Source organism: Reyranella sp. (assembly GCF_004297405.1).
Taxonomy (GTDB): Bacteria; Pseudomonadota; Alphaproteobacteria; order Reyranellales; family Reyranellaceae; genus Reyranella.
The window spans coordinates 76,193-94,254 of sequence record NZ_SCVC01000032.1 but is presented as its reverse complement, the minus strand read 5'-3'; the positions used below and the strand labels follow the sequence as shown (position 1 = coordinate 94,254).

Here is an 18,062-nt window from a genome sequence, read left to right as displayed (position 1 = left end):
GTTACGCCGGCTTCGCAATCTTCATCTGCTCCTCGAGGTCGTCGGCGATGAAGTTGCGCACGACCTCGTCGAGGTCCTTGTCGGTTTCGAAGCCGAGCCTGCGTGAACGCGCCGAATCGATACCTTGAGGCCAGCCGTCGCAGATCTTCTGAACCGCCGGATCGTGCTGCCACGTCACCTCGCCGACCTTGCGATTGCCAGCATGACGGCCGACCGCCTGTTCGAGATCCCTGGCCGTGACGTTGATGCCATTCAGCAGCAGGGTGCGACCGGGACCGAAGGCATCGGGCGAGAGATCGTGCAGACGCATGAACGCATCCACGGTCTTGCGCGGGCTCAGCACGACCATGATCGTCTCCGGCGTGACCGGGCAGACGACGTCGACGCCGGTCAGCGGCTCACGCACGACCGAACTGGCCCAGGTCGAGGCCGCCTTATTGGGCAGGCCAGTGCGTACGCAGATGGTCGGCAGCCGCACCGCGGTGCCGCGCAGGAAGCCCTTGCGGGTGTAGTCGCGCACGAGGAATTCGCCGATCGACTTCTGCGCCCCGTAGGAGGTCTGCGGTGTCAGTGGCGTGTCGTCGGTGACCGCCGGCGGCAAGTCGCCGCCAAACGCCGCCAGCGAACTCGTGAAGACGACGCGCGGATTGGTGCCGAGTGCACGGCAGGCTTCGAGCACGTTGCGCGTGCCGTCGAGATTGACCCGATAGCCGAGGTCGAAGTCGGCTTCGGCACCGGCGCTGACGACTGCGGCAAAATGGAACACGGTGGCCGCGCCCTGCATGATCGACTGCACCGTAGCGAAATTCGAAATGTCGCCGTCCAGTGCCTTGACGCGGGGATCGTCGAGCCCGGGTCCACTTGCCTTGGCGACGTCGAACAGCAGCAGTTCGCTCACCTTCTCGGGCCGCCCCGAGGGACCTTCGATTTCTCCCTGTTGCAGGATTCGCCGAGCCAGCTTCTTGCCGAGGAAGCCTGCGCCGCCGGTGATTACCACCTTCATGTCGTTTCATCCCGATATCGATCTGCGTCGAGGAAAGTGTGCACAGATCGCCACCCGCAGTCTATGTTTGCAGACAATGGCAGGGCCCAGTGAAATCTTCGCATTCAAGGATGCGCTCATCGTCTTGGGCACCGCAGCCGTCGTGGCACCGGTCGTTCACCGTCTCAAGATCAGCCCCGTCCTCGGTTTCCTTGTCGTCGGCGCGGCCCTAGGCCCTTTCGGACTTGGCCGGCTGGCCGAACATTCCCAGGCAATTGCCTGGCTGACGGTGACCGGCGAACGGCAGATCGCCTTCATCGCCGATCTAGGCATTGTCTTCCTGCTCTTCTTCATCGGCCTCGAACTCTCGATGCGCCGCCTGATCACCATGCGCCGACTGGTGTTCGGCCTGGGCGGTCTGCAATGCTTCATCTCGACCCTGGCCATCAGCCTGGTCGCTCTGTGGCTCGGCCAACCACCGGATGCGGCGCTGATTATCGGCGCCTGCCTGGCGCTCTCCTCGACGGCGATCGTGATGGAGCTGCTGTCCGGGCAACGACGTATGATGTCGACCACCGGCCGAACGAGCTTCGCCATCCTGCTGGCGCAGGACCTCGCGGTCGTGCCCCTCCTGTTCCTGATCAGCGCATTGGGGGGTCATTCGGAAGGCAATGTTGCCCAGGGCATCGTCATCGCACTGCTCGAGGCCGTCGTGGCCGTTGGCATCATCGCCCTGGTCGGGCGCGTGATCCTGAAGCCGCTGTTCCGCCTCGCCGCTTCGACGGACAATCCGGAATTCTTCATGGCGGCGACCCTCCTGATCGCCGTCGGCTCGGGGGTCATCGCCGCCTATGCCGGCCTGTCGATGGCGCTCGGCGCCTTTATCGCCGGCCTCCTCCTGGCCGAGACGGAGTATCGCCGCGCCGTCGAGGCGATGATCGACCCGTTCCGTGGCCTGCTGCTCGGTGTCTTCTTCTTTTCCGTCGGCATGCACATCGATCTGAGCTTCATCTGGCGCGAACCGCTCCTCGTGGTGGGCGGCTTTGTGACGATGATGATAGCCAAGTCGCTCCTGCTGGCGCCGCTCTGCCGGCTGTTTGGCGTGCCCTGGGCGGCAAGCGTGGAAACCAGCCTGCTGCTGGCCCCGGGCGGCGAGTTCGCCTTCATCGGCATCGGGCTCGCCACGACCTACGGGCTGATCGATAGTGGCGTCTCGGCGGGCGTGCTGGCCGTCGTATCACTGACCATGGGCACCCTGCCCTTCGTTTCCCTGTTCGCGCGGCGCGCCGCCCAGCGTGTCGCCGACGAAATCGCCAACGGAGCGCCAGCAACTGCACTGCCGCCAGACGATCATGCCAAGCGGGTGATCGTCGTGGGCCACGGTCGGGTCGGACAGCTCGTCTGCGACATGCTCGACAAGCATGAGATCGCCTATGTCGCTGCCGATCGCGACGCGCCGCGGGTCGAGCGCTGGCGCAAGCTTGGCCGCCCGGTCTATTTCGGTGATGCCTCCAATCCGCTCTTCCTGCAGCGTTGCGGCATCGACGAGGCGGTGGGTGTGATCGTCACGATCGATACCGCCGCAGTCGACGACGTGGTTCGCGCAGTGCGCTCCCGTCGACCCGACGTGATGATCGTGGCCCGCGCTCACGACGCCCAGCACGCCCGGCATCTTTACACACTCGCTGTCACCGACACGGTGCCGGAGACCATCGAAGCGAGCCTGCAACTGGCAGAATCCGCCCTGGTCGGCCTCGGCGTGCCAATGGGGCTGGTCATCGCTTCGATCCACGAGCGCCGCGAACTGGTGAGGCACGAGCTGCAGGCTGCGGCCGGCGGCACCGCCTCGATGACCGAGCAGATCCGCCGCGCCCGCCGCGACAGGGCCGCCAAACCGTGAGCGGCCTGTGAAAGTCATAAGCTGGAACCTGCTGCGCCTGACGGGCGCGGCAGTCGAGGACGTTGCTGAACTAGCGCGCCGGGAGAAGCCCGACCTGTTCCTTATGCAGGAGGCGACCAAGCACATCGAGGAGCTGCCCAGCTTGGTGGGTGGTCACTTCCACAGGCTTTCCTGGCTGGGCCGCATCCACGGGCTGGCCGTCTGGAGCCCGCATCATTTCCCGCGACCGACGGCGCTCTCTCTGCCGGCGTCGCGGTTGCCCGGCCGCCTGCCGCGCCGACGCGCGCAGATCGTGCAGGTGGGCGAGATCACCTTTGCCAATGTCCACCTGTCGCACGGCCAGCTTCTGAACCGACGTCAGCTTGCGCGCATCGCAACGGCCCTGCAGGGACGCCCCTCGGCGATCATTGGTGATTACAATGCTGTCGGCCCGGTGCTCCTGCCGGGCTTCACCGATGTCGGCCCACGCGAGCCCACGCACCTTGCCAGCAACGTGATGCCGTTCCGACTCGACCGCTGCCTGGCGCATGGTCTGGTTTGCCGCTCCTCCTATGCGCTGGACTTCGGTCCGTCCGATCATCGCCCGATCCGGCTCGAACTCGATCTCGCCGACAGCAACATCACGACGGCGGCGGCGCGCAAACCACGCAAGGATCGGCTGCGGCGCTTCTACAGATAAGGCTGGAGCAGGCGCGCCGCGCTGTTGCGCAGGCGAATGAACAACCGGTCGCCGTCGATCTCGTCTATCGTCAACTGCCGTTGCGGCACCGTCGCCTCGATGATGCGGCGCGCAAAGGCGGCATCGTGCAGCTCGACGTTCAGCTCGAAGTTCAGACGGAAGCTGCGCGTGTCCCAGTTGGCACTGCCGATCATCGACCAGGACTCGTCGATCGTCATCAGCTTGGAATGGTCGAACGGCGCAGGCAGCAGCCAGACACGGCAACCCGCCTCGACAAGTGGCCTGAGCGGCACGCGCCGGGCCCAGTCGAGGATCGCGTGATTGGAATTCTCCGGCAGCAGGATGTCGACCTCGATGCCGCGCATGGCGGCCAGCCCCAGAGCCATGGTGAGAGGTTCCGGTGGCAAGAAGTAGGGAGTCACCACACGGATCGATCGACGCGCGCAGGAGATCGCATGCAGCGCCACGAATTCGATCTGCTCCATGTCCTCGTCGGGCCCGGAGTTGACCACGCGCGCCGTGACGCCACCTATGGCCTCCGGTTTGGGGAACCATGCCTTGGAGACGAGCTGCTCGCCCGTGGTGAACAACCAGTCGTCGGCAAAGGTGTCAGTGAGCTGCTCGACGACGGGCCCTTCGATGCGAAAGTGAGTGTCGCGTACCAGGTGTAACGGCTTTCCCGCTTCGACGTTCTCGGCGCCGATGTTGAGGCCACCGGTGAAGGCCACACACCCGTCGATCACCAGCACCTTGCGGTGATTGCGCAGGTTCACGAACGGCATCTGCCAAGGAAAGTACGAATGCAGGAATCGCGCGACCGGCACGCCGGCTTTCTTGAGGTGCTGGTAGGTGCCTGACCAGAAATAGCCGCCGCCGACACCATCGATCAGCACGCGCACTTCGACTCCACGCTGCCGTGCCTCGATCAACGCCTGATGGAACTGTTCGCCGGCTTCGTCGGCCCGAAAGATATAACTGCAGAGGCCGATACTCCTCTGCGCCCGGGCGATCTCCTGCAACATGCGCGGATAGGCTTCATCGCCGCTACGCAGCATCTCGATCGTATTGCCGGGCACAGAGGGAAGCCCGGTCAGGCGGCCGACAGCGAACTCGAGCGGCGATAGAGGATCGACCGCCATAGCCGCTGCGGAACTACCCGCCGTGGGCGGAAGGCGATCACGCCGCAACCGCTGGGCACGCCGCTTGACCCGGTTCACGCCCATGATCGCGTAAAGCAGGCCGCCCAGGAATGGCGACAGCCAGGCAATGCCGATCCAGGAGACGGCCGCACCGACATTGCGTTTGTAGAGAAGCGCGTGGACCGTGACCGAACCCGCGATGGCAATATGCGCCGCCACCGCTGCCGTTCCGACCAACGCCGCTAGCCCATCATCAAGAGTCACGCGCCCTGCCCTGCCCTTCAGGCCGGCATCCCAGGCGGCGGCCCATGGAAGCGTTTTAGCGGCGCCCCGTGTCGAATGCCATGCGCACGGCGAGCACGGCCAGAACCGTTCCCATCAGCCAGCGCTGCACCGCCATCCACAGCGGCCGGCCGGCGAGGAAACCAGCCACCGATCCGGCCGCCAGTACGATCAAGGCATTCACGGTAACGCTGATGGCTATCTGGGTCGTGCCCAGCAACAGGGTCTGACCGAGCACGTCGCCCTGCCCCGCATCGACGAACTGTGGCAGCAGCGACAGGTAAAGGGCTGCTATCTTCGGATTCAGGAGATTGGTCAGCAGCCCCATCGCGAACAGCCGGCGCGGCGAATCGGGTGGCAGGTCGCGCACCTCGAAGGGCGAGCGACCGCCCGGCTTCAGGGCATTCCAGGCGAGCCAGCCGAGGTAGGCCGCGCCCGCCAGGCGCAGTGCGTCATAAGCATAGGGCACCGCGAAGACGAGCGCCGTGATGCCGAAGGCCGCCAGCAGCATGTAGGTGACGAAGCCCAGCGCGACGCCCACCAGCGAGATCAAGCCGGCGGTTCGTCCCTGGCAGATCGAACGTGACACGAGATAGGCCATGTTCGGTCCGGGCGTCAGCACCATGCCGAGCGCCACCGCGCCGAATGCTGCCAGGGCCGTCAGCGAGACCATTGCATCCTCCGGAGGGAGGCGGTCTTAGGCGACCGCCTTGATGGTCTTGGCCGTGATGTCGATGATCTCGTCGATCTGAGCCTTCTCGATCACCAGCGGCGGCGACATGGCGATGGCGTCGCCCGACTGGCGCACCATCAGGCCGAGCTCGAAGGCCTTGACGAAAGCCTCGTAGCCGCGGGTCCCGACCGCGCCCTTGGGCGCGAGATCGATGCCAGCCGCCAGACCGAGATTGCGGATGTCGGTGACATTCGGCAGGCCCTTGAGCGAGTGCACGCCCTCTTCCCAATAGGGCGAGAGTTCGGCCGACCGCTCGAACAGGTTCTCGTCACGATAGATGTCGAGAACGGCCGAGGCAGCAGCGCAGGCCAGCGGGTGGGCTGAGTAGGTATAGCCATGAAACAGGTCGATGGCGCTCTCCGGCCCGTTCATCAGGCCGTCGAACACGTGCTTGCGCACGAACACGCCGCCCATCGGCACCGTGGCGTTGGAGATGCCCTTGGCCACCGTCATCAGATCGGGAATGACGCCGAACTTCTCGGCGGCGAAGCCGGTGCCGAGACGACCGAAGCCCGTGATGACTTCGTCGAAAATCAGCAGGATGCCGTGCTTGTCACAGATCTGGCGCAGGCGCTGCAGATAGCCCTTGGGCGGCGGCAGGTAGCCGGTCGAACCGGCGCAGGGCTCGACGATGACGGCGGCGATGTTCGAAGCATCGTGCAGGCCGACAATCTTCTCGAGCTCGTCGGCGAGTTCCGCGCCGTGCTCGGGCTGGCCCTTGGCAAAGGCGTTCTGCGGCAGATGGGTGTGCGGCAGGTGATCGACACCCGGCAGCATGGCGCCGAACCATTTGCGGTTGTTGACCATGCCGCCGACCGAGATGCCGCCGAAGCCGACGCCGTGATAGCCGCGCTCGCGGCCTACGAAGCGCGTACGGGTGCCTTCACCCCGGGCGCGCTGGAAGGCCAGCGCGATCTTGAGCGCGGAGTCCACGGCTTCGGAGCCGGAGTTGCAATAGAAGGCGTGGTTCAGGTCGCCCGGCAGCAGAGCGGCGTGGCGCGCCGCCAGCTCGAAGGCCTTGGGATGGCCCATCTGGAAGGAGGGCGCGTAATCCATCTCGTCGAGCTGCTTGGCGATCGCTGCCTTGATCTCCTCGCGGCCGTGACCGGCGTTCACGCACCACAGGCCGGCCGTGCCGTCGATGATCTTGCGGCCTTCGGGCGTCCAGTAGTGAACACCCTTCGCCTTGGCCAGCATGCGCGGGTTCTTCTTGAACTGCCGATTCGCCGTGAACGGCATGAAGAAGGCGTCGAGATTGTTGGCGGGCGCGGTGTTCGACGGCGTCATGGGCATACCTTCAGCGTAGATTGGACGGCAAAGTGAATGGCAGCGACCCTATCACTTGTTCCGGCCGGCAACTACGCAGCCGGCTAATTCTCCTTTGAGGATTTTTGGGGCCGCGATAGCTTTCGTCCTGCAACGAGTGTAGCCGCGTACGAATCTCACTGCCGCGCGCAGCAGGGAGGCGACGATGATCGGCCGACGCCGCACTTTGGGACTTCTCGCCGGCGCGGGCTCAGCTGCGCTTTTCGGTACCACTGCCAGCGGCGTTCGGGCGCAAGCCTATCCAACGCGATCAGTCCGAATCGTGACACCCTTCCCGCCCGGTGCCGGGCCGGATGCGGCCCTTCGGCTGGTGTCCGACCGGCTGGCAAGGACCTGGGCCCAGCCGGTCGTCATCGACAACAAACCTGGCGGCAACGGCTTCATTGCGGTGGCTGCCTTCAAACAGGGCGGCGGCGATGGCCACGACCTGATCCAGCTCGACAATACCCATGTCACGACTCACCCGCAGACGTTCGGCAAGCTGCCTTACGATGTGGCCAGCGACTTCGCACCGCTGCGCATGATGCTGCGCACGCCCTTCTTCGTCGCCGTGGCAACCGACAGCCCGTTCAACAGCATCGACGATATCGTCGCGGCCGCGAAAGCAGCGCCAGGCAAGATCAACTATGGATCGTGGTTCATCGGCAGTCCGGGGCATCTCGGCGCGCTTCGCCTGCAGGCGATGATGGACATACAAATGACCCACGTGCCCTATCGCGACTTCGGCCAGCTCTACAATGCCGTGGCGACCAAGGAGGTTCATTGGGCGCTGGGCAGCGCGGCAAGTGCCGGGGGCATGGCGCAATCGGGCAAGATCCGCTTCATCGCCCTCGCCGCCCCGGCGCGCGACCCGCTCTACCCCAATGTGCCGTGTACTGCTGAATCGCCGACCACACGCGGTTACGAGGTCACTGGCTGGGCCGGACTGTTCGCGCCGCGCAGCGTGTCGCCGGCGCTGAGTGACAAGATTGCCGCCGATCTTGCGACGGCACTCGCCGCGCCCGAAGTAGTGGAACGCTACCGGACCCTGGGCTTCGAAGCGCCCGATCTCAACCCGGCCGCCTTTGCGGCCCTGATCCAGCGTGAGACCGCGGATTGGCGAGAGATCATCCGCACCGCCAATCTCAAGCTGGACTAGCGACGCCGGCTACTTGCTGACGTCGACCACCACGCGGCCGCGGACCTCGCCCTTGAGGATCTTCGGCCCCAGCGCCATCAGGTCGGAGAGGCCCGCCTCGCTCACCGTGCTGTCGAGCTTGTCGAGCGGCAGATCGGCACCGAGCCGCTTCCACGCTTCCTCGCGCGGGCCCTTGGGCAGCATCACCGAATCGATGCCATAGACCGAGACGCTGCGCAGGATGAAGGGCAGGATCGAGCCGGGGAACGACGGCCCAGCAGCCAGACCGCAAACCGCGGCCGCGCCGCCGTACTTCACCTGGGCCAGCGCCTTGGCGAACATCACACCCGACACCGTGTCGACGACACCGGCGAAACGCTCCGACAGCAGCGGCCGGTCGGGCGCTTCGGTGAGCTCCTTGCGGTCCAGGATCGTCGTCGCGCCTAGCGACTTCAGATAGTCGCCTTCCTGCGGCCGGCCGGTTGCGGCGACCACGTTGTAGCCAAGCTTGGCCAGGATCGCGACGGCGACCGAGCCGACACCGCCAGCGGCGCCCGTCACCAGGATCTCGCCGGACGCCGGCTTGATGCCGTGCTTCTCGAGCGCCATCACGCAGAGCATGGAGGTATAGCCCGCCGTGCCGATCGCCATGGCACGCTTGGACGAAATCGCGGCCGGCAACTTGACCAGCCAGTCACCTTTCACGCGCGCCTTGGTCGCATAGCCGCCCCAGTGCAGCTCGCCGACGCGCCAGCCGTTGAGGACAACCTTGTCGCCGGCCTTGAAGCCGGCATTGTCCGACGCCTCGACCGTTCCCGCGAAGTCGATGCCGCCGACATGCGGCCAAGTCTTCACCAACCCGCCACCCGTCGTCAGGACCAGTCCGTCCTTGTAGTTCAATGTCGAGTAGTCGACCGCGACCGTGACGTCACCCGCGGGCAACTTCTCCTCGGGAAGGGTCTCGACGGCGCCAGTCACCTTGCGGTCGGCACCCTGGTTCAGGACGAGCGCGCGGAATGTCATGGGAACTCCTGCATAAGATACGCAGGGCTTCTAGCAAGCTGCGGCCAGTATCGCGACCCCCGACGGTTTCGCCTCGCGACTAATCGGGCCGCCGGCCGACGACATCGGCCGCGATCGATCGGGCAAGCAGCGGGAGCTGTTTGCCGAAGCGGGCAGCGGCCTCTTCTTCGCTCATTGCCGAATGGGGAAAGCGCATGGAGAGGCAGCCCAGCATGCGTTGACGATGTCGAATGGGCACCGCCATGCCATTCAAACGGGTCCGTGGATTGAGCGGTGTGAAAGCGTGCCCGGCACTTCGGATGTGCAGGAGGGCGGCATCGAGCGCCGCCTGACGGCGCGGCCCGAGACCACCGAGGTCACGCAGGACGGTCCGCCGTTCCTCGTCGCTGCAGAAGGCCAGCCAGACACGGCCGACCGCGCTCTGCAGCACCGAGCGGCGTGAATTCAGCGCTGCGCTCTCGAACGACATCGGGCTCTCGGGCGCCGTCGAATGGCGGATGGTGATCGCGCCGTAACTCATTGTCGCGAGATAGAGCGGCCAGCCATGATCGGCAGTGAAGCGGCTCATATGCGGAATGGAGGCGTCGACCAGATGATCGATGAAGCGGATCGAGCCGGAAAGACCCAGCACTCTGTCGGTCAGGCGATAGCCCTGCTCGCGCGACACGCGGGCGGCATAACCTACTGCCATCAACGTGTGCAGCAGGCGCACCACGGTTGGTCGTGGCAACCCGGTCTCTTCGATCAGCACCGAGACTGTCGAGGTGCGGCGCCGGCTGAGTGCCTCCAACAGCACGAAGCTGCGCCGAACGGGTTCGATGACGGGTGGAGACGCCATGGCGGGACTCTAGTCCGTAATGCGGACTTCGTCGACTTTGCCCGCGCCCCGATCGCGGAGAGGCGTACCGTTGCCGTCAGGAGGAACCCTAATGGCCTATCAGACGATCGAGGTACGCAAGATCACGCCGACCATCGGCGCCGAGATCCACGGTGTCGACCTCTCCCAGCCGCTCGGCAATCAGCAGTTCCAAGAAGTGCACGATGCACTGATGGACAATCTGGTGATCTTCTTCCGCGACCAGAAGCTCAGCATCGATCAGCACAAGGATTTCGGCCGCCGCTTCGGGCCGCTGCATGTTCATCCCAATGCACCGATCACCTTCGCGGAACACCCCGAGATCCTGGTCATCAAGGCCGACGAGAAATCCAGGCACGTGGCGGGCGAGGAATGGCATTCCGACGTTTCGTGCGACCCCGAGCCGCCGATGGGCTCGATCCTCTATCTCACCGAGGTGCCGCCCGACGGCGCCGGCGACACGATCTTCGCCAACATGTACCGCGCCTACGAAACGCTCTCCGAGCCGATGAAGAAGATGCTGCAGGGCCTGACGGCGCTGCACGACAGCACCAAGGCACACTACTATCGAGCCAAGGCGACGGACCGCGACGAGATGCAGTTCCCCAATGCCGAGCATCCGATCGTCCGTACCCATCCGGTAACCGGCCGGCAGGGCCTCTACGTCAGCCGTGGCTTCACCCTGCGCATTCCGCAGCTCAGGAAGCACGAGAGCGACGCGCTCCTCGAAATGCTCTACCGCCACGTCGAGACACCGGAGTTCCATTGCCGCTTCAAGTGGCAGCCGAACTCGGTGGCGTTCTGGGACAACCGCTGCACGCAGCATCACGCGATGTTCGATTACTTCCCCCACCGCCGTTATGGCCATCGCGTCACGGTGTGTGGCGACAAGCCGTTTTATCGGGCCGCGCAAGCCGGTTGACCCAGCCCGCTTGATCCAGCTTGCCAAGCCGGTCGTGGAGCCCCACATCTTGAGCCCATGACCGGTTCAACCTTTTGCCTCCTGCCGCATCGCAGCGTCATCGCCGTCTCCGGCGCCGACCGGGTCGAATTCCTGCAGGGGTTGATCTCCAACGACACGACCAAGGTGGCGCCCGGACAAGCGATCTGGGCCGCCCTGCTCACGCCGCAAGGCCGCTTCCTGAACGACATGTTCGTGGCCGACGCAGGCGGCGCGACGCTTCTGCTGGAGACCGAGCGCGAGCGTGCCGCGGCACTGGCCAAGAAGCTCAAGATGTACACTTTGCGCTCCAAGGCGACCGTTGAGGACCGTAGCGCGACGATGGAGATCGCCGTGGCATTTGGCGACGACGCGTCGAAGGCGCTCGGCCTCGACAGTAGCGCCGTCTCCTTCATCGATCCGCGACTCGAGGGACTGGGCGTGCGCGTGATTGCGCCGGCCGGGCAGGCGGCCGCTCTGCTCGCCGCACGCGGCTTCGCCGAAGCGCCGCTGGCTGCCTACGACTCGTTGCGGCTCGCTCTCGGCGTGCCGGACGGCAGCCGCGACCTCACCGTCGAGAAGGCCCTCCTGCTGGAGAATGGCTTCGACGAGTTGAACGGAGTCGACTGGAAAAAGGGCTGCTACATGGGCCAGGAGCTGACGGCCCGCACCAAGTATCGCGCCCTGATCCGGAAGCGCCTGTTTCCGGTGAAGGTCGAGGGCGCGCTGCCCGAGCCTGGCGCGCCTGTCCTCCTCGACGGCGAAGAAGTGGGCGAGTTGCGCTCCGGCAGCGGCGATCGTGCTCTGGCGCTGCTCAAGGTCGAAGCCGCACGCGGTGGTGGCGCTTTAACGGTCGGCGATGCCCGCGTGACGCCCGAAATCCCGCCCTGGATGCGCTTGCCTGAACCGGCCGCCCCTAGCGGTTGAGCGTCACGGGGCCTAAGGTCTCCCCCGCGTTTGCGCGTTAGGAGATCGCCCCGTGAAACTCATCAATCCCAATCCGTTCACCACGCGGCCGGAGATCGTCGGCACCTTCGGCGTCGTCACGTCGACGCATTGGATTGCGACCGCGGTCGGGATGGGCATTCTCGAGAAGGGCGGCAACGCCTTCGACGCTGCGGTCGCGACGGCCTTCACGCTGCAGGTCGTCGAGCCGCATCTCTGTGGTCCCGGTGGCGATGCCCCGTTGATCCTGCACGATGTGCGGCGCGGCAAGACCGAGGTCGTCTGCGGACAGGGACCGATGCCCGCTGGTGCCACCATCGCCCACTATAAGAGCCTGGGGCTCGACCTCATTCCCGGCACGGGCCTGCTGCCCGCCTGCATTCCCGGCACGTTCGATGCCTACATGCTGATCCTGCGCGACTACGGCACCATGCGGCTCAGCGACGTGCTCTCGCCCGCGATCGGCTATTGGCTGAACGGCCATCCCATCGTCGAACGCGCCTGCGCCACCATTGCCACGGTGGCCGACCAGTTCCGCAATCACTGGAAAACGTCGGCGGCCGTCTTCCTGCCGGGTGACAAGGTGCCGGCGCCGGCCTCGCTCTTCCGCAACGTCACTCTGGGCAACAGCTATGCCCGTATCCTCAAAGAAGCCGAAGCAGGGGGCGGCGGTCGCGAAGCCGAGATCGAACGCGCTCGCAAGGCGTGGAACCAGGGTTTCGTCGCCGAAGCGATCGACAAGTTCTGCCGTACCCAGGAGGTGATGGACGTCTCCGGCAAAGCGAACAAGGGCGTGCTCACGGGCCAGGACATGGCCAAGTGGCAGGCCACGGTCGAGGCACCGCTCACCTACGATTACGGTCGGTACACGGTTTGCAAGGCGGCGTCCTGGACGCAGGGCCCGGTGGTCCTGCAGCAGCTCGCCCTGCTCAAGGGCTTCGATCTCGACGGCATGGATCCGACCAGCCCGGACTTCATTCATCTGCAAGTCGAATGCCTGAAGCTCGCCTATGCCGACCGCGAGGCATTCTACGGCGATCCCGCCTTCGTCGACGTGCCGATGCAGACCCTGCTCTCGGACGCCTACAACGAGGATCGCCGCAAGCTGGTCGATCCGGCACATGCCTCGTTGGAGCAACGGCCCGGCAAGGTCGACGGCTATGGCGGCGTGGTGAAGCTGCGCCGTGCTGACGGCTCCCGCGCGGGCGTGGCAGCAAGCGGCGCCGGCGAACCCACCGTCGGCCGTATCGGCCAGACCACCGGCGATACGGTGCATTTCGACATCATCGACAAGGACGGCAACATGATCTCGGCCACGCCGTCGGGCGGTTGGCTGCAGAGCTCGCCGGTCATCCCCGAACTCGGCTTCCCGCTGGGCACGCGTGGCCAGATGTTCTGGCTCGAGGAAGGCCTGCCGGGTTCGCTGGCGCCGGGCAAGCGGCCGCGCAGCACGCTGACGCCCACCCTCGCTCATCGCGACGGCAAGCCGTACATGGTCTGGGGTTCGCCGGGTGGCGACCAGCAGGATCAGTGGATCACCCAGATGTTCCTGCGCCATGTCCATTGCGACATGAACCTGCAGGAGGCGATCGATGCGCCAGCCTGGCACAGCGAGCACTTCCCCTCCTCCTTCTGGCCACGCACTGCGCGGCCCGGCGTGCTGGTGCTGGAAGGCCGCATCCCGAAGGAGACTGTCGCCGAGCTGAAGAAGCGCGGCCACGAGGTCGAAGTGAACGACGAATGGTCGGAAGGCCGGCTCACCGCCGCGACCCGCGAGGACCCGTGGCGCAAGGCGGCGGCCAACCCGCGCGGCATGCAGGGCTACGCGGCAGGCCGCTGATCCGACATGACCTGGTCGATCATTTTCCACGAGAAGGACAGCGGCCGCATCGCAATCGCGGTGGCCACCAAGTTCTTCGCCGTCGGCGCCCGCGTGCCCAACATCGCGCCCCAGAAGGGCGCGGTCTGCACTCAGGCGCTGACCAATCCGCTCTACGGGCCGCATGGCCTTCGGCTGATTCGCGAGAATGTCGGCGCCGCCGACATCGTGCGTATCCTCACGACGCCCGACGCTGGCCGCGACCATCGCCAGCTCCACGTCATGGGCGCCGACGGCAAGTTCGCCGCCCATACCGGCGCCGAGTGCGTGCCGTGGTGCGGCCACTGGATCGGGGAGAACATGTCGGTCGCTGGCAACATGCTGGCCGGCCCGCAGGTGGTCGCCGAAACGGTGCGCACGATGCGCGAGCGGCATGACCTGCCGCTGCCGCGTCGCTTGATCGCCGCCATGAAAGCCGGCGAGGCGGCCGGAGGTGACAAGCGCGGCAAGCAGTCGGCGGCACTCGTCATCTACGGCAACCAGGACTATTCCGAACTCGATCTCCGCGTCGACGACCATACCGAGCCGCTGCAGGAACTGGAGAGGCTGGAAGAAGTGAGCCGCGAGCGCTGGACGCACTTCCGCGCCTTCGTGCCCACGCGCGAGAACCCAGCCGGCATTTTCGACCGCGCCGAGATCGATGCCGGTATCGCAAGGAGCCTGGCGGCCGAACGCAGATGAACGAGCCGCTCCTCGAACTGCGCGGCCTGGCCGTCGACTTCGCTACGGACGACGGCACCGTTCACGCCGTCGACGGCCTCGATCTGGCTCTGGGTCGAGGTCGGACGCTGGGTCTGGTGGGCGAATCGGGATGCGGCAAGAGCGTGACGTCTCTCGCCATCATGGGATTGCTGCCGCCGGAAAATTCGAAGGTTCGAGGCGAGATCGTCTTCGAGGGCCGTAACCTGCTGACCCTCGAGCCGCACCTCATGCGCGATCTGCGCGGGGCGCGGCTGGCGATGATCTTTCAGGAGCCGATGACGTCGCTCAATCCTGCCTACACGATCGGCGATCAGATCATCGAGGCGATCCAGCGCCATCAAGGCCTCGACGCGGCGGCGGCCCGCACGCGCGCCATCGACATGCTGAAGCTGGTGCGCATCCCCTCGCCCGAGAAACGCGTAGACGACTATCCGCATAAGCTGTCGGGCGGTATGCGCCAGCGCGCCATGATCGCCATGGCCTTGGCCTGCGGGCCGCAGCTCCTGATCGCCGACGAACCGACGACGGCGCTCGATGTCACCATCCAGGCGCAGATCCTCGACCTGATGCGCGGGCTTCGTCGCGACACCGGTACGGCGATCGTCCTGATTACGCACGACCTCGGTGTCGTGGCGGAGATGGCCGACGATGTGGCGGTCATGTACGCCGGCCAGATCGTCGAGCGCGCCGCCGTGCGTGACCTGTTCGCCCGGCCCGAGCATCCCTACACGGTGGGCCTCCTGGGTTCGATCCCGCGTCTCGACGAGAAGCGCGAGCGCCTGCCCTCGATCGAGGGGCGCGTGCCCGACATGAGCCGGCCACCGCCGGGCTGTCGTTTCGCGGCCCGTTGTCCGTTCGTCGAACCCGAGTGCCGCACGACGGCGCCGGTACTGGTCGAGGTTGCGCCAGGACACCTGTCGCGTTGCCGACGCGCGCCGCTCTCCCGGATGGCCGCGTGAGCGCCCTGCTCGAAGTCCAAGGTCTCGCCAAGCACTTCCCAGTGAAGCGCGGCGCCTTCGGCTTCGTCTCAGGCCACGTCCAGGCCGTCGACGGTATCGATTTCCACCTGAACGCCGGCGAGACGCTGGCCATCGTCGGCGAGTCGGGCTGCGGCAAGTCGACGGTCGGACGCCTGGTCCTGCGGCTGCTCGAACCGACAGCCGGCAGCGTGCGCTTCGAGGGCGAGGATCTGCTGGCGCTTTCCGAATCGCAGATGCGGGCGCGCCGTCAGCGCATGCAGGTGATCTTTCAGGACCCCTACGCCTCGCTCAATCCGCGCATGACGGTGGGCGCCATGCTGGGCGAACCGCTGATGCTGCACGGGCTTGCCAAGTCCGAGGCGGCGCGGCGTGCGCGCGTGGGCGAATTGCTCGACCTGGTGGGGCTTCGCCCCGACCATGCCCGGCGCTATCCGCATGAATTCTCCGGCGGCCAGCGCCAGCGCCTGGCGATTGCCCGCGCCCTTGCCGTCGAACCCAAGCTGATCGTGGCCGACGAGCCGGTGTCGGCGCTCGACGTCTCGATCCAGGCACAGGTCATCAACCTGATGCGGTCGCTGCAGGACCGGTTTGGTCTCGCCTATGTCTTCATCAGCCACGATCTCGCGGTCGTGAAGCATATCGCCGACCGGATCGCCGTAATGTACCTCGGCAAGATCGTGGAGACGGCAACGACGGACGAATTGTTCCGCAGCCCGCGCCATCCCTATACACGCGCCCTGCTGGCAGCCGTGCCATTGCCCGATCCTACCGCGACGCGCGAGCGGACCTTGCTGGAAGGCGATATCCCGAGCGCCATGAACCCGCCGGCTGGCTGCCGCTTCCACACGCGCTGCCGCTTCGTAAAGGAGTTCTGTCGTCGCGACGTGCCCGAGTTGGCCGACGACGGCAGCGGACATTCGACGGCCTGCCCCTGGTGGCTGGAGTTCCCGCCCGCGTCCTCGATCGTCGAGGCAGCGAGCCAAGACCAAGACCGCATCCGACTGGCCCGCCTGCAGGCGGCCTTCGTCACTGCTCAAACGGAGGCAACATGATCAAGACAATCCGCCGCCTGATACTGGCGGCAGCCTTTTCGGGCGTCGCCCTCTCGGGGGCGGCCGCCCAGTCCAACCTGCGCATCGGGCTGGCCGAAGACCCCGACGTGCTCGATCCGACCCTGGCGCGCACCTATGTCGGCCGCATCGTCTTCTCGTCGATCTGCGACAAGCTCTTCGACATCGACGAGAAGCTGAACATCGTGCCGCAGCTTGCCACCAGCCACGAGACATCGGCCGACGGTCTCACTGTCACCATCAAGCTCAGGCCCGGCGTGAAGTTCCATGACGGCGAGGCTTTCGACGCCGCCGCGGCGAAGTACAGCCTCGAACGTCACCTCAACATGAAGGGCTCGTTCCGCAAGCCCGAGCTGGCGTCGGTCGAGGCGATCGAGATCGCCGACCCCACGACCATCAAGCTGAAGCTGAAGGCGCCCTTCTCGCCGCTGCTCGCCCAGCTCACCGATCGCGCCGGCATGATGGTCTCGCCCAAGGCCGCCGAAGCCGCCGGCGACAAGTTCGGCCTCAAGCCCGTCTGCGCCGGCCCCTACAAGTTCGTCGAAAGGGTCCAGCAGGACCGTATCGTGGTCGAGAAGTTCGCCGACTACTGGAACAAGGATCAGATCTTCATCGACAAGATCACCTACCTCCCGATCGTCGATTCGACGGTGCGGCTGGCGAACCTGCGCTCCGGTGGCCTCGACATGATCGAGCGCGTGCTGGCAACCGACATCAAGACGGTGCGCGATAACCCCAAGCTCAAGCTGATCACGGCCGTCGAACTCGGCTACCAGGGCCTCACCATCAACCTGTCGAACGGTCCCAAGGCCAACACACCGCTGGCCAAGGACGCCCGGGTGCGCCAGGCCTTCGAGCTCAGCATGGACCGCGAGGCGCTGAACCAAGTCGTGTTCAACGGCGAGTTCGTGGTCGGCAACCAGTGGATCAACCCGACCAACTTCTATTATCAGCAGTCCCTGCCGGTGCCGAAGCGCGACGTCGCCAAGGCCAAGGCGCTGCTCAAGGAAGCGGGCGTCACCGGCCGCATGTCGCTCGACCTGATGGTGCCCAACAATCCCGAGACGCGGCAGGTCGCCGAGGTGTTGCAGTCGATGGTCGCCGAGACCGGCTTCGACCTGAAGCTGCGCGTCACCGAATTCGCGACATCGCTGAAGCAGGCGGAGGACGGCGACTATCAGCTCTACCTGATCGGCTGGTCGGGCCGCAGCGATCCCGACGGCAACTCCTACATCTTCCAGACCTGTGGTGCGCCGCAGAACAACTCCGGCTATTGCGACAAGGATGTCGACGCCTGGCACAAGGAGGCGCGCATCAAGAGCGATCCGGCCGAGCGGAAGAAGATCTACGAGAACGTCGCCAAGAAGTACCTGGCCGAAGGCTCGATCAAGTATCTCTATCACCGCCGCGTGCTGGTCGCGCTGACCGACAAGGTCGAGGGCTACAAGCAGCTCCCCGACGGGCTGATCCGCGTCATCGGCGTCAAGCTCAAGTAGGCATTCAGCCGAA

At 65.7% G+C, this 18,062-nt stretch carries 16 protein-coding genes; 10 read left to right on the top strand and 6 right to left on the bottom strand.

The features are described 5' to 3' along the window. Position 1: 1 nt before the first annotated feature. Positions 2-1,003: a D-erythronate dehydrogenase gene (gene denD / locus EPO50_RS20485; RefSeq protein ID WP_296346939.1), complete on the bottom strand. Its 1,002-nt coding sequence runs from the start codon at positions 1,001-1,003 to the stop codon at positions 2-4. A gap of 76 nt (positions 1,004-1,079) precedes the next feature. Between denD and EPO50_RS20480 the strand changes: the two genes are divergently transcribed. Together EPO50_RS20480 and EPO50_RS20475 are read left to right on the top strand one after the other, a co-directional pair. Next, complete coding sequence (locus tag EPO50_RS20480; RefSeq protein ID WP_296346937.1) at positions 1,080-2,882, top strand: cation:proton antiporter; 1,803 nt, start codon at positions 1,080-1,082, stop codon at positions 2,880-2,882. 7 nt (positions 2,883-2,889) lie between these two features. After that, entirely contained in the window at positions 2,890-3,561 is a 672-nt protein-coding gene (locus EPO50_RS20475) for an endonuclease/exonuclease/phosphatase family protein (protein WP_296346935.1), read from the top strand. Here EPO50_RS20475 and EPO50_RS20470 read toward each other — a convergent pair. From EPO50_RS20470 to EPO50_RS20460, 3 genes are read right to left on the bottom strand one after another with little or no spacing between them, the layout of a single operon-like run. Further along, entirely contained in the window at positions 3,552-4,964 is a 1,413-nt protein-coding gene (locus EPO50_RS20470; protein WP_296346933.1) for a phosphatidylserine/phosphatidylglycerophosphate/cardiolipin synthase family protein, read from the bottom strand. The two genes, EPO50_RS20475 and EPO50_RS20470, sit on opposite strands and share 10 nt — an antisense overlap. A 55-nt stretch (positions 4,965-5,019) precedes the next feature. Next, on the bottom strand, positions 5,020-5,655 hold the full coding sequence (locus EPO50_RS20465; RefSeq protein ID WP_296346931.1) for a LysE family translocator: 636 nt from the start codon (positions 5,653-5,655) through the stop codon (positions 5,020-5,022). Positions 5,656-5,679: 24 nt separating this feature from the next. Next, positions 5,680-7,002 (bottom strand): aspartate aminotransferase family protein, encoded by a 1,323-nt coding sequence (locus tag EPO50_RS20460; RefSeq protein ID WP_296346927.1) that lies wholly within the window; start codon positions 7,000-7,002, stop codon positions 5,680-5,682. 184 nt (positions 7,003-7,186) lie between these two features. Here EPO50_RS20460 and EPO50_RS20455 point away from each other — a divergent pair, with 184 nt between their 5' ends. Next, positions 7,187-8,179, top strand: coding sequence for a tripartite tricarboxylate transporter substrate binding protein (locus tag EPO50_RS20455; RefSeq protein ID WP_296346926.1), 993 nt, complete (start codon positions 7,187-7,189; stop codon positions 8,177-8,179). 9 nt (positions 8,180-8,188) lie between these two features. Here EPO50_RS20455 and EPO50_RS20450 read toward each other — a convergent pair whose 3' ends face one another. Then, positions 8,189-9,181 (bottom strand): MDR family oxidoreductase, encoded by a 993-nt coding sequence (locus EPO50_RS20450; protein WP_296346924.1) that lies wholly within the window; start codon positions 9,179-9,181, stop codon positions 8,189-8,191. Positions 9,182-9,260: 79 nt separating this feature from the next. Continuing rightward, a complete protein-coding gene (locus EPO50_RS20445; protein ID WP_296346921.1) occupies positions 9,261-10,019 on the bottom strand; it encodes a helix-turn-helix domain-containing protein in 759 nt (252 codons plus the stop codon). Positions 10,020-10,110: 91 nt separating this feature from the next. Between EPO50_RS20445 and EPO50_RS20440 the strand changes: the two genes are divergently transcribed. Genes EPO50_RS20440 through EPO50_RS20410 form a run of 7 tightly spaced genes read left to right on the top strand, consistent with a single transcriptional unit; the run spans position 10,111 to position 18,049 of the window. Further along, positions 10,111-10,959 carry a TauD/TfdA family dioxygenase gene (locus tag EPO50_RS20440; protein ID WP_296346919.1) on the top strand — a complete coding sequence of 283 codons (849 nt, stop codon included), beginning with the start codon at positions 10,111-10,113 and terminating at the stop codon, positions 10,957-10,959. A gap of 57 nt (positions 10,960-11,016) precedes the next feature. Further along, complete coding sequence (locus EPO50_RS20435; RefSeq protein ID WP_296346917.1) at positions 11,017-11,904, top strand: folate-binding protein; 888 nt, start codon at positions 11,017-11,019, stop codon at positions 11,902-11,904. A 52-nt stretch (positions 11,905-11,956) separates the two neighbouring features. Then, positions 11,957-13,762, top strand: a complete 1,806-nt coding sequence (locus tag EPO50_RS20430; protein ID WP_296346915.1) for a gamma-glutamyltransferase family protein — start codon at positions 11,957-11,959, stop codon at positions 13,760-13,762. Between the two features lie 6 nt (positions 13,763-13,768). After that, positions 13,769-14,482, top strand: a complete 714-nt coding sequence (locus EPO50_RS20425; protein ID WP_296346913.1) for a DUF1028 domain-containing protein — start codon at positions 13,769-13,771, stop codon at positions 14,480-14,482. Further along, a complete protein-coding gene (locus tag EPO50_RS20420; protein ID WP_296346911.1) occupies positions 14,479-15,462 on the top strand; it encodes an ABC transporter ATP-binding protein in 984 nt (327 codons plus the stop codon). The genes EPO50_RS20425 and EPO50_RS20420 overlap by 4 nt, the downstream gene beginning before the upstream one ends. Continuing rightward, positions 15,459-16,535 (top strand): ABC transporter ATP-binding protein, encoded by a 1,077-nt coding sequence (locus EPO50_RS20415; protein WP_296346909.1) that lies wholly within the window; start codon positions 15,459-15,461, stop codon positions 16,533-16,535. The genes EPO50_RS20420 and EPO50_RS20415 overlap by 4 nt, the downstream gene beginning before the upstream one ends. Continuing rightward, positions 16,532-18,049 carry an ABC transporter substrate-binding protein gene (locus EPO50_RS20410; RefSeq protein ID WP_296346907.1) on the top strand — a complete coding sequence of 506 codons (1,518 nt, stop codon included), beginning with the start codon at positions 16,532-16,534 and terminating at the stop codon, positions 18,047-18,049. The genes EPO50_RS20415 and EPO50_RS20410 overlap by 4 nt, the downstream gene beginning before the upstream one ends. Positions 18,050-18,062: the final 13 nt, after the last annotated feature.

Bases quoted from the DNA above. Each gene is read 5' to 3' on its own strand.
- denD (WP_296346939.1), bottom strand. From the start codon at position 1,003: ATGAAGGTGGTAATCACCGGCGGCGCAGGCTTCCTCGGCAAGAAGCTG.
- EPO50_RS20480 (WP_296346937.1), top strand. From the start codon at position 1,080: ATGGCAGGGCCCAGTGAAATCTTCGCATTCAAGGATGCGCTCATCGTC.
- EPO50_RS20465 (WP_296346931.1), bottom strand. From the start codon at position 5,655: ATGGTCTCGCTGACGGCCCTGGCAGCATTCGGCGCGGTGGCGCTCGGC.
- EPO50_RS20460 (WP_296346927.1), bottom strand. From the start codon at position 7,002: ATGACGCCGTCGAACACCGCGCCCGCCAACAATCTCGACGCCTTCTTC.
- EPO50_RS20455 (WP_296346926.1), top strand. From the start codon at position 7,187: ATGATCGGCCGACGCCGCACTTTGGGACTTCTCGCCGGCGCGGGCTCA.
- EPO50_RS20450 (WP_296346924.1), bottom strand. From the start codon at position 9,181: ATGACATTCCGCGCGCTCGTCCTGAACCAGGGTGCCGACCGCAAGGTG.
- EPO50_RS20445 (WP_296346921.1), bottom strand. From the start codon at position 10,019: ATGGCGTCTCCACCCGTCATCGAACCCGTTCGGCGCAGCTTCGTGCTG.
- EPO50_RS20440 (WP_296346919.1), top strand. From the start codon at position 10,111: ATGGCCTATCAGACGATCGAGGTACGCAAGATCACGCCGACCATCGGC.
- EPO50_RS20435 (WP_296346917.1), top strand. From the start codon at position 11,017: ATGACCGGTTCAACCTTTTGCCTCCTGCCGCATCGCAGCGTCATCGCC.
- EPO50_RS20425 (WP_296346913.1), top strand. From the start codon at position 13,769: ATGACCTGGTCGATCATTTTCCACGAGAAGGACAGCGGCCGCATCGCA.
- EPO50_RS20420 (WP_296346911.1), top strand. From the start codon at position 14,479: ATGAACGAGCCGCTCCTCGAACTGCGCGGCCTGGCCGTCGACTTCGCT.
- EPO50_RS20410 (WP_296346907.1), top strand. From the start codon at position 16,532: ATGATCAAGACAATCCGCCGCCTGATACTGGCGGCAGCCTTTTCGGGC.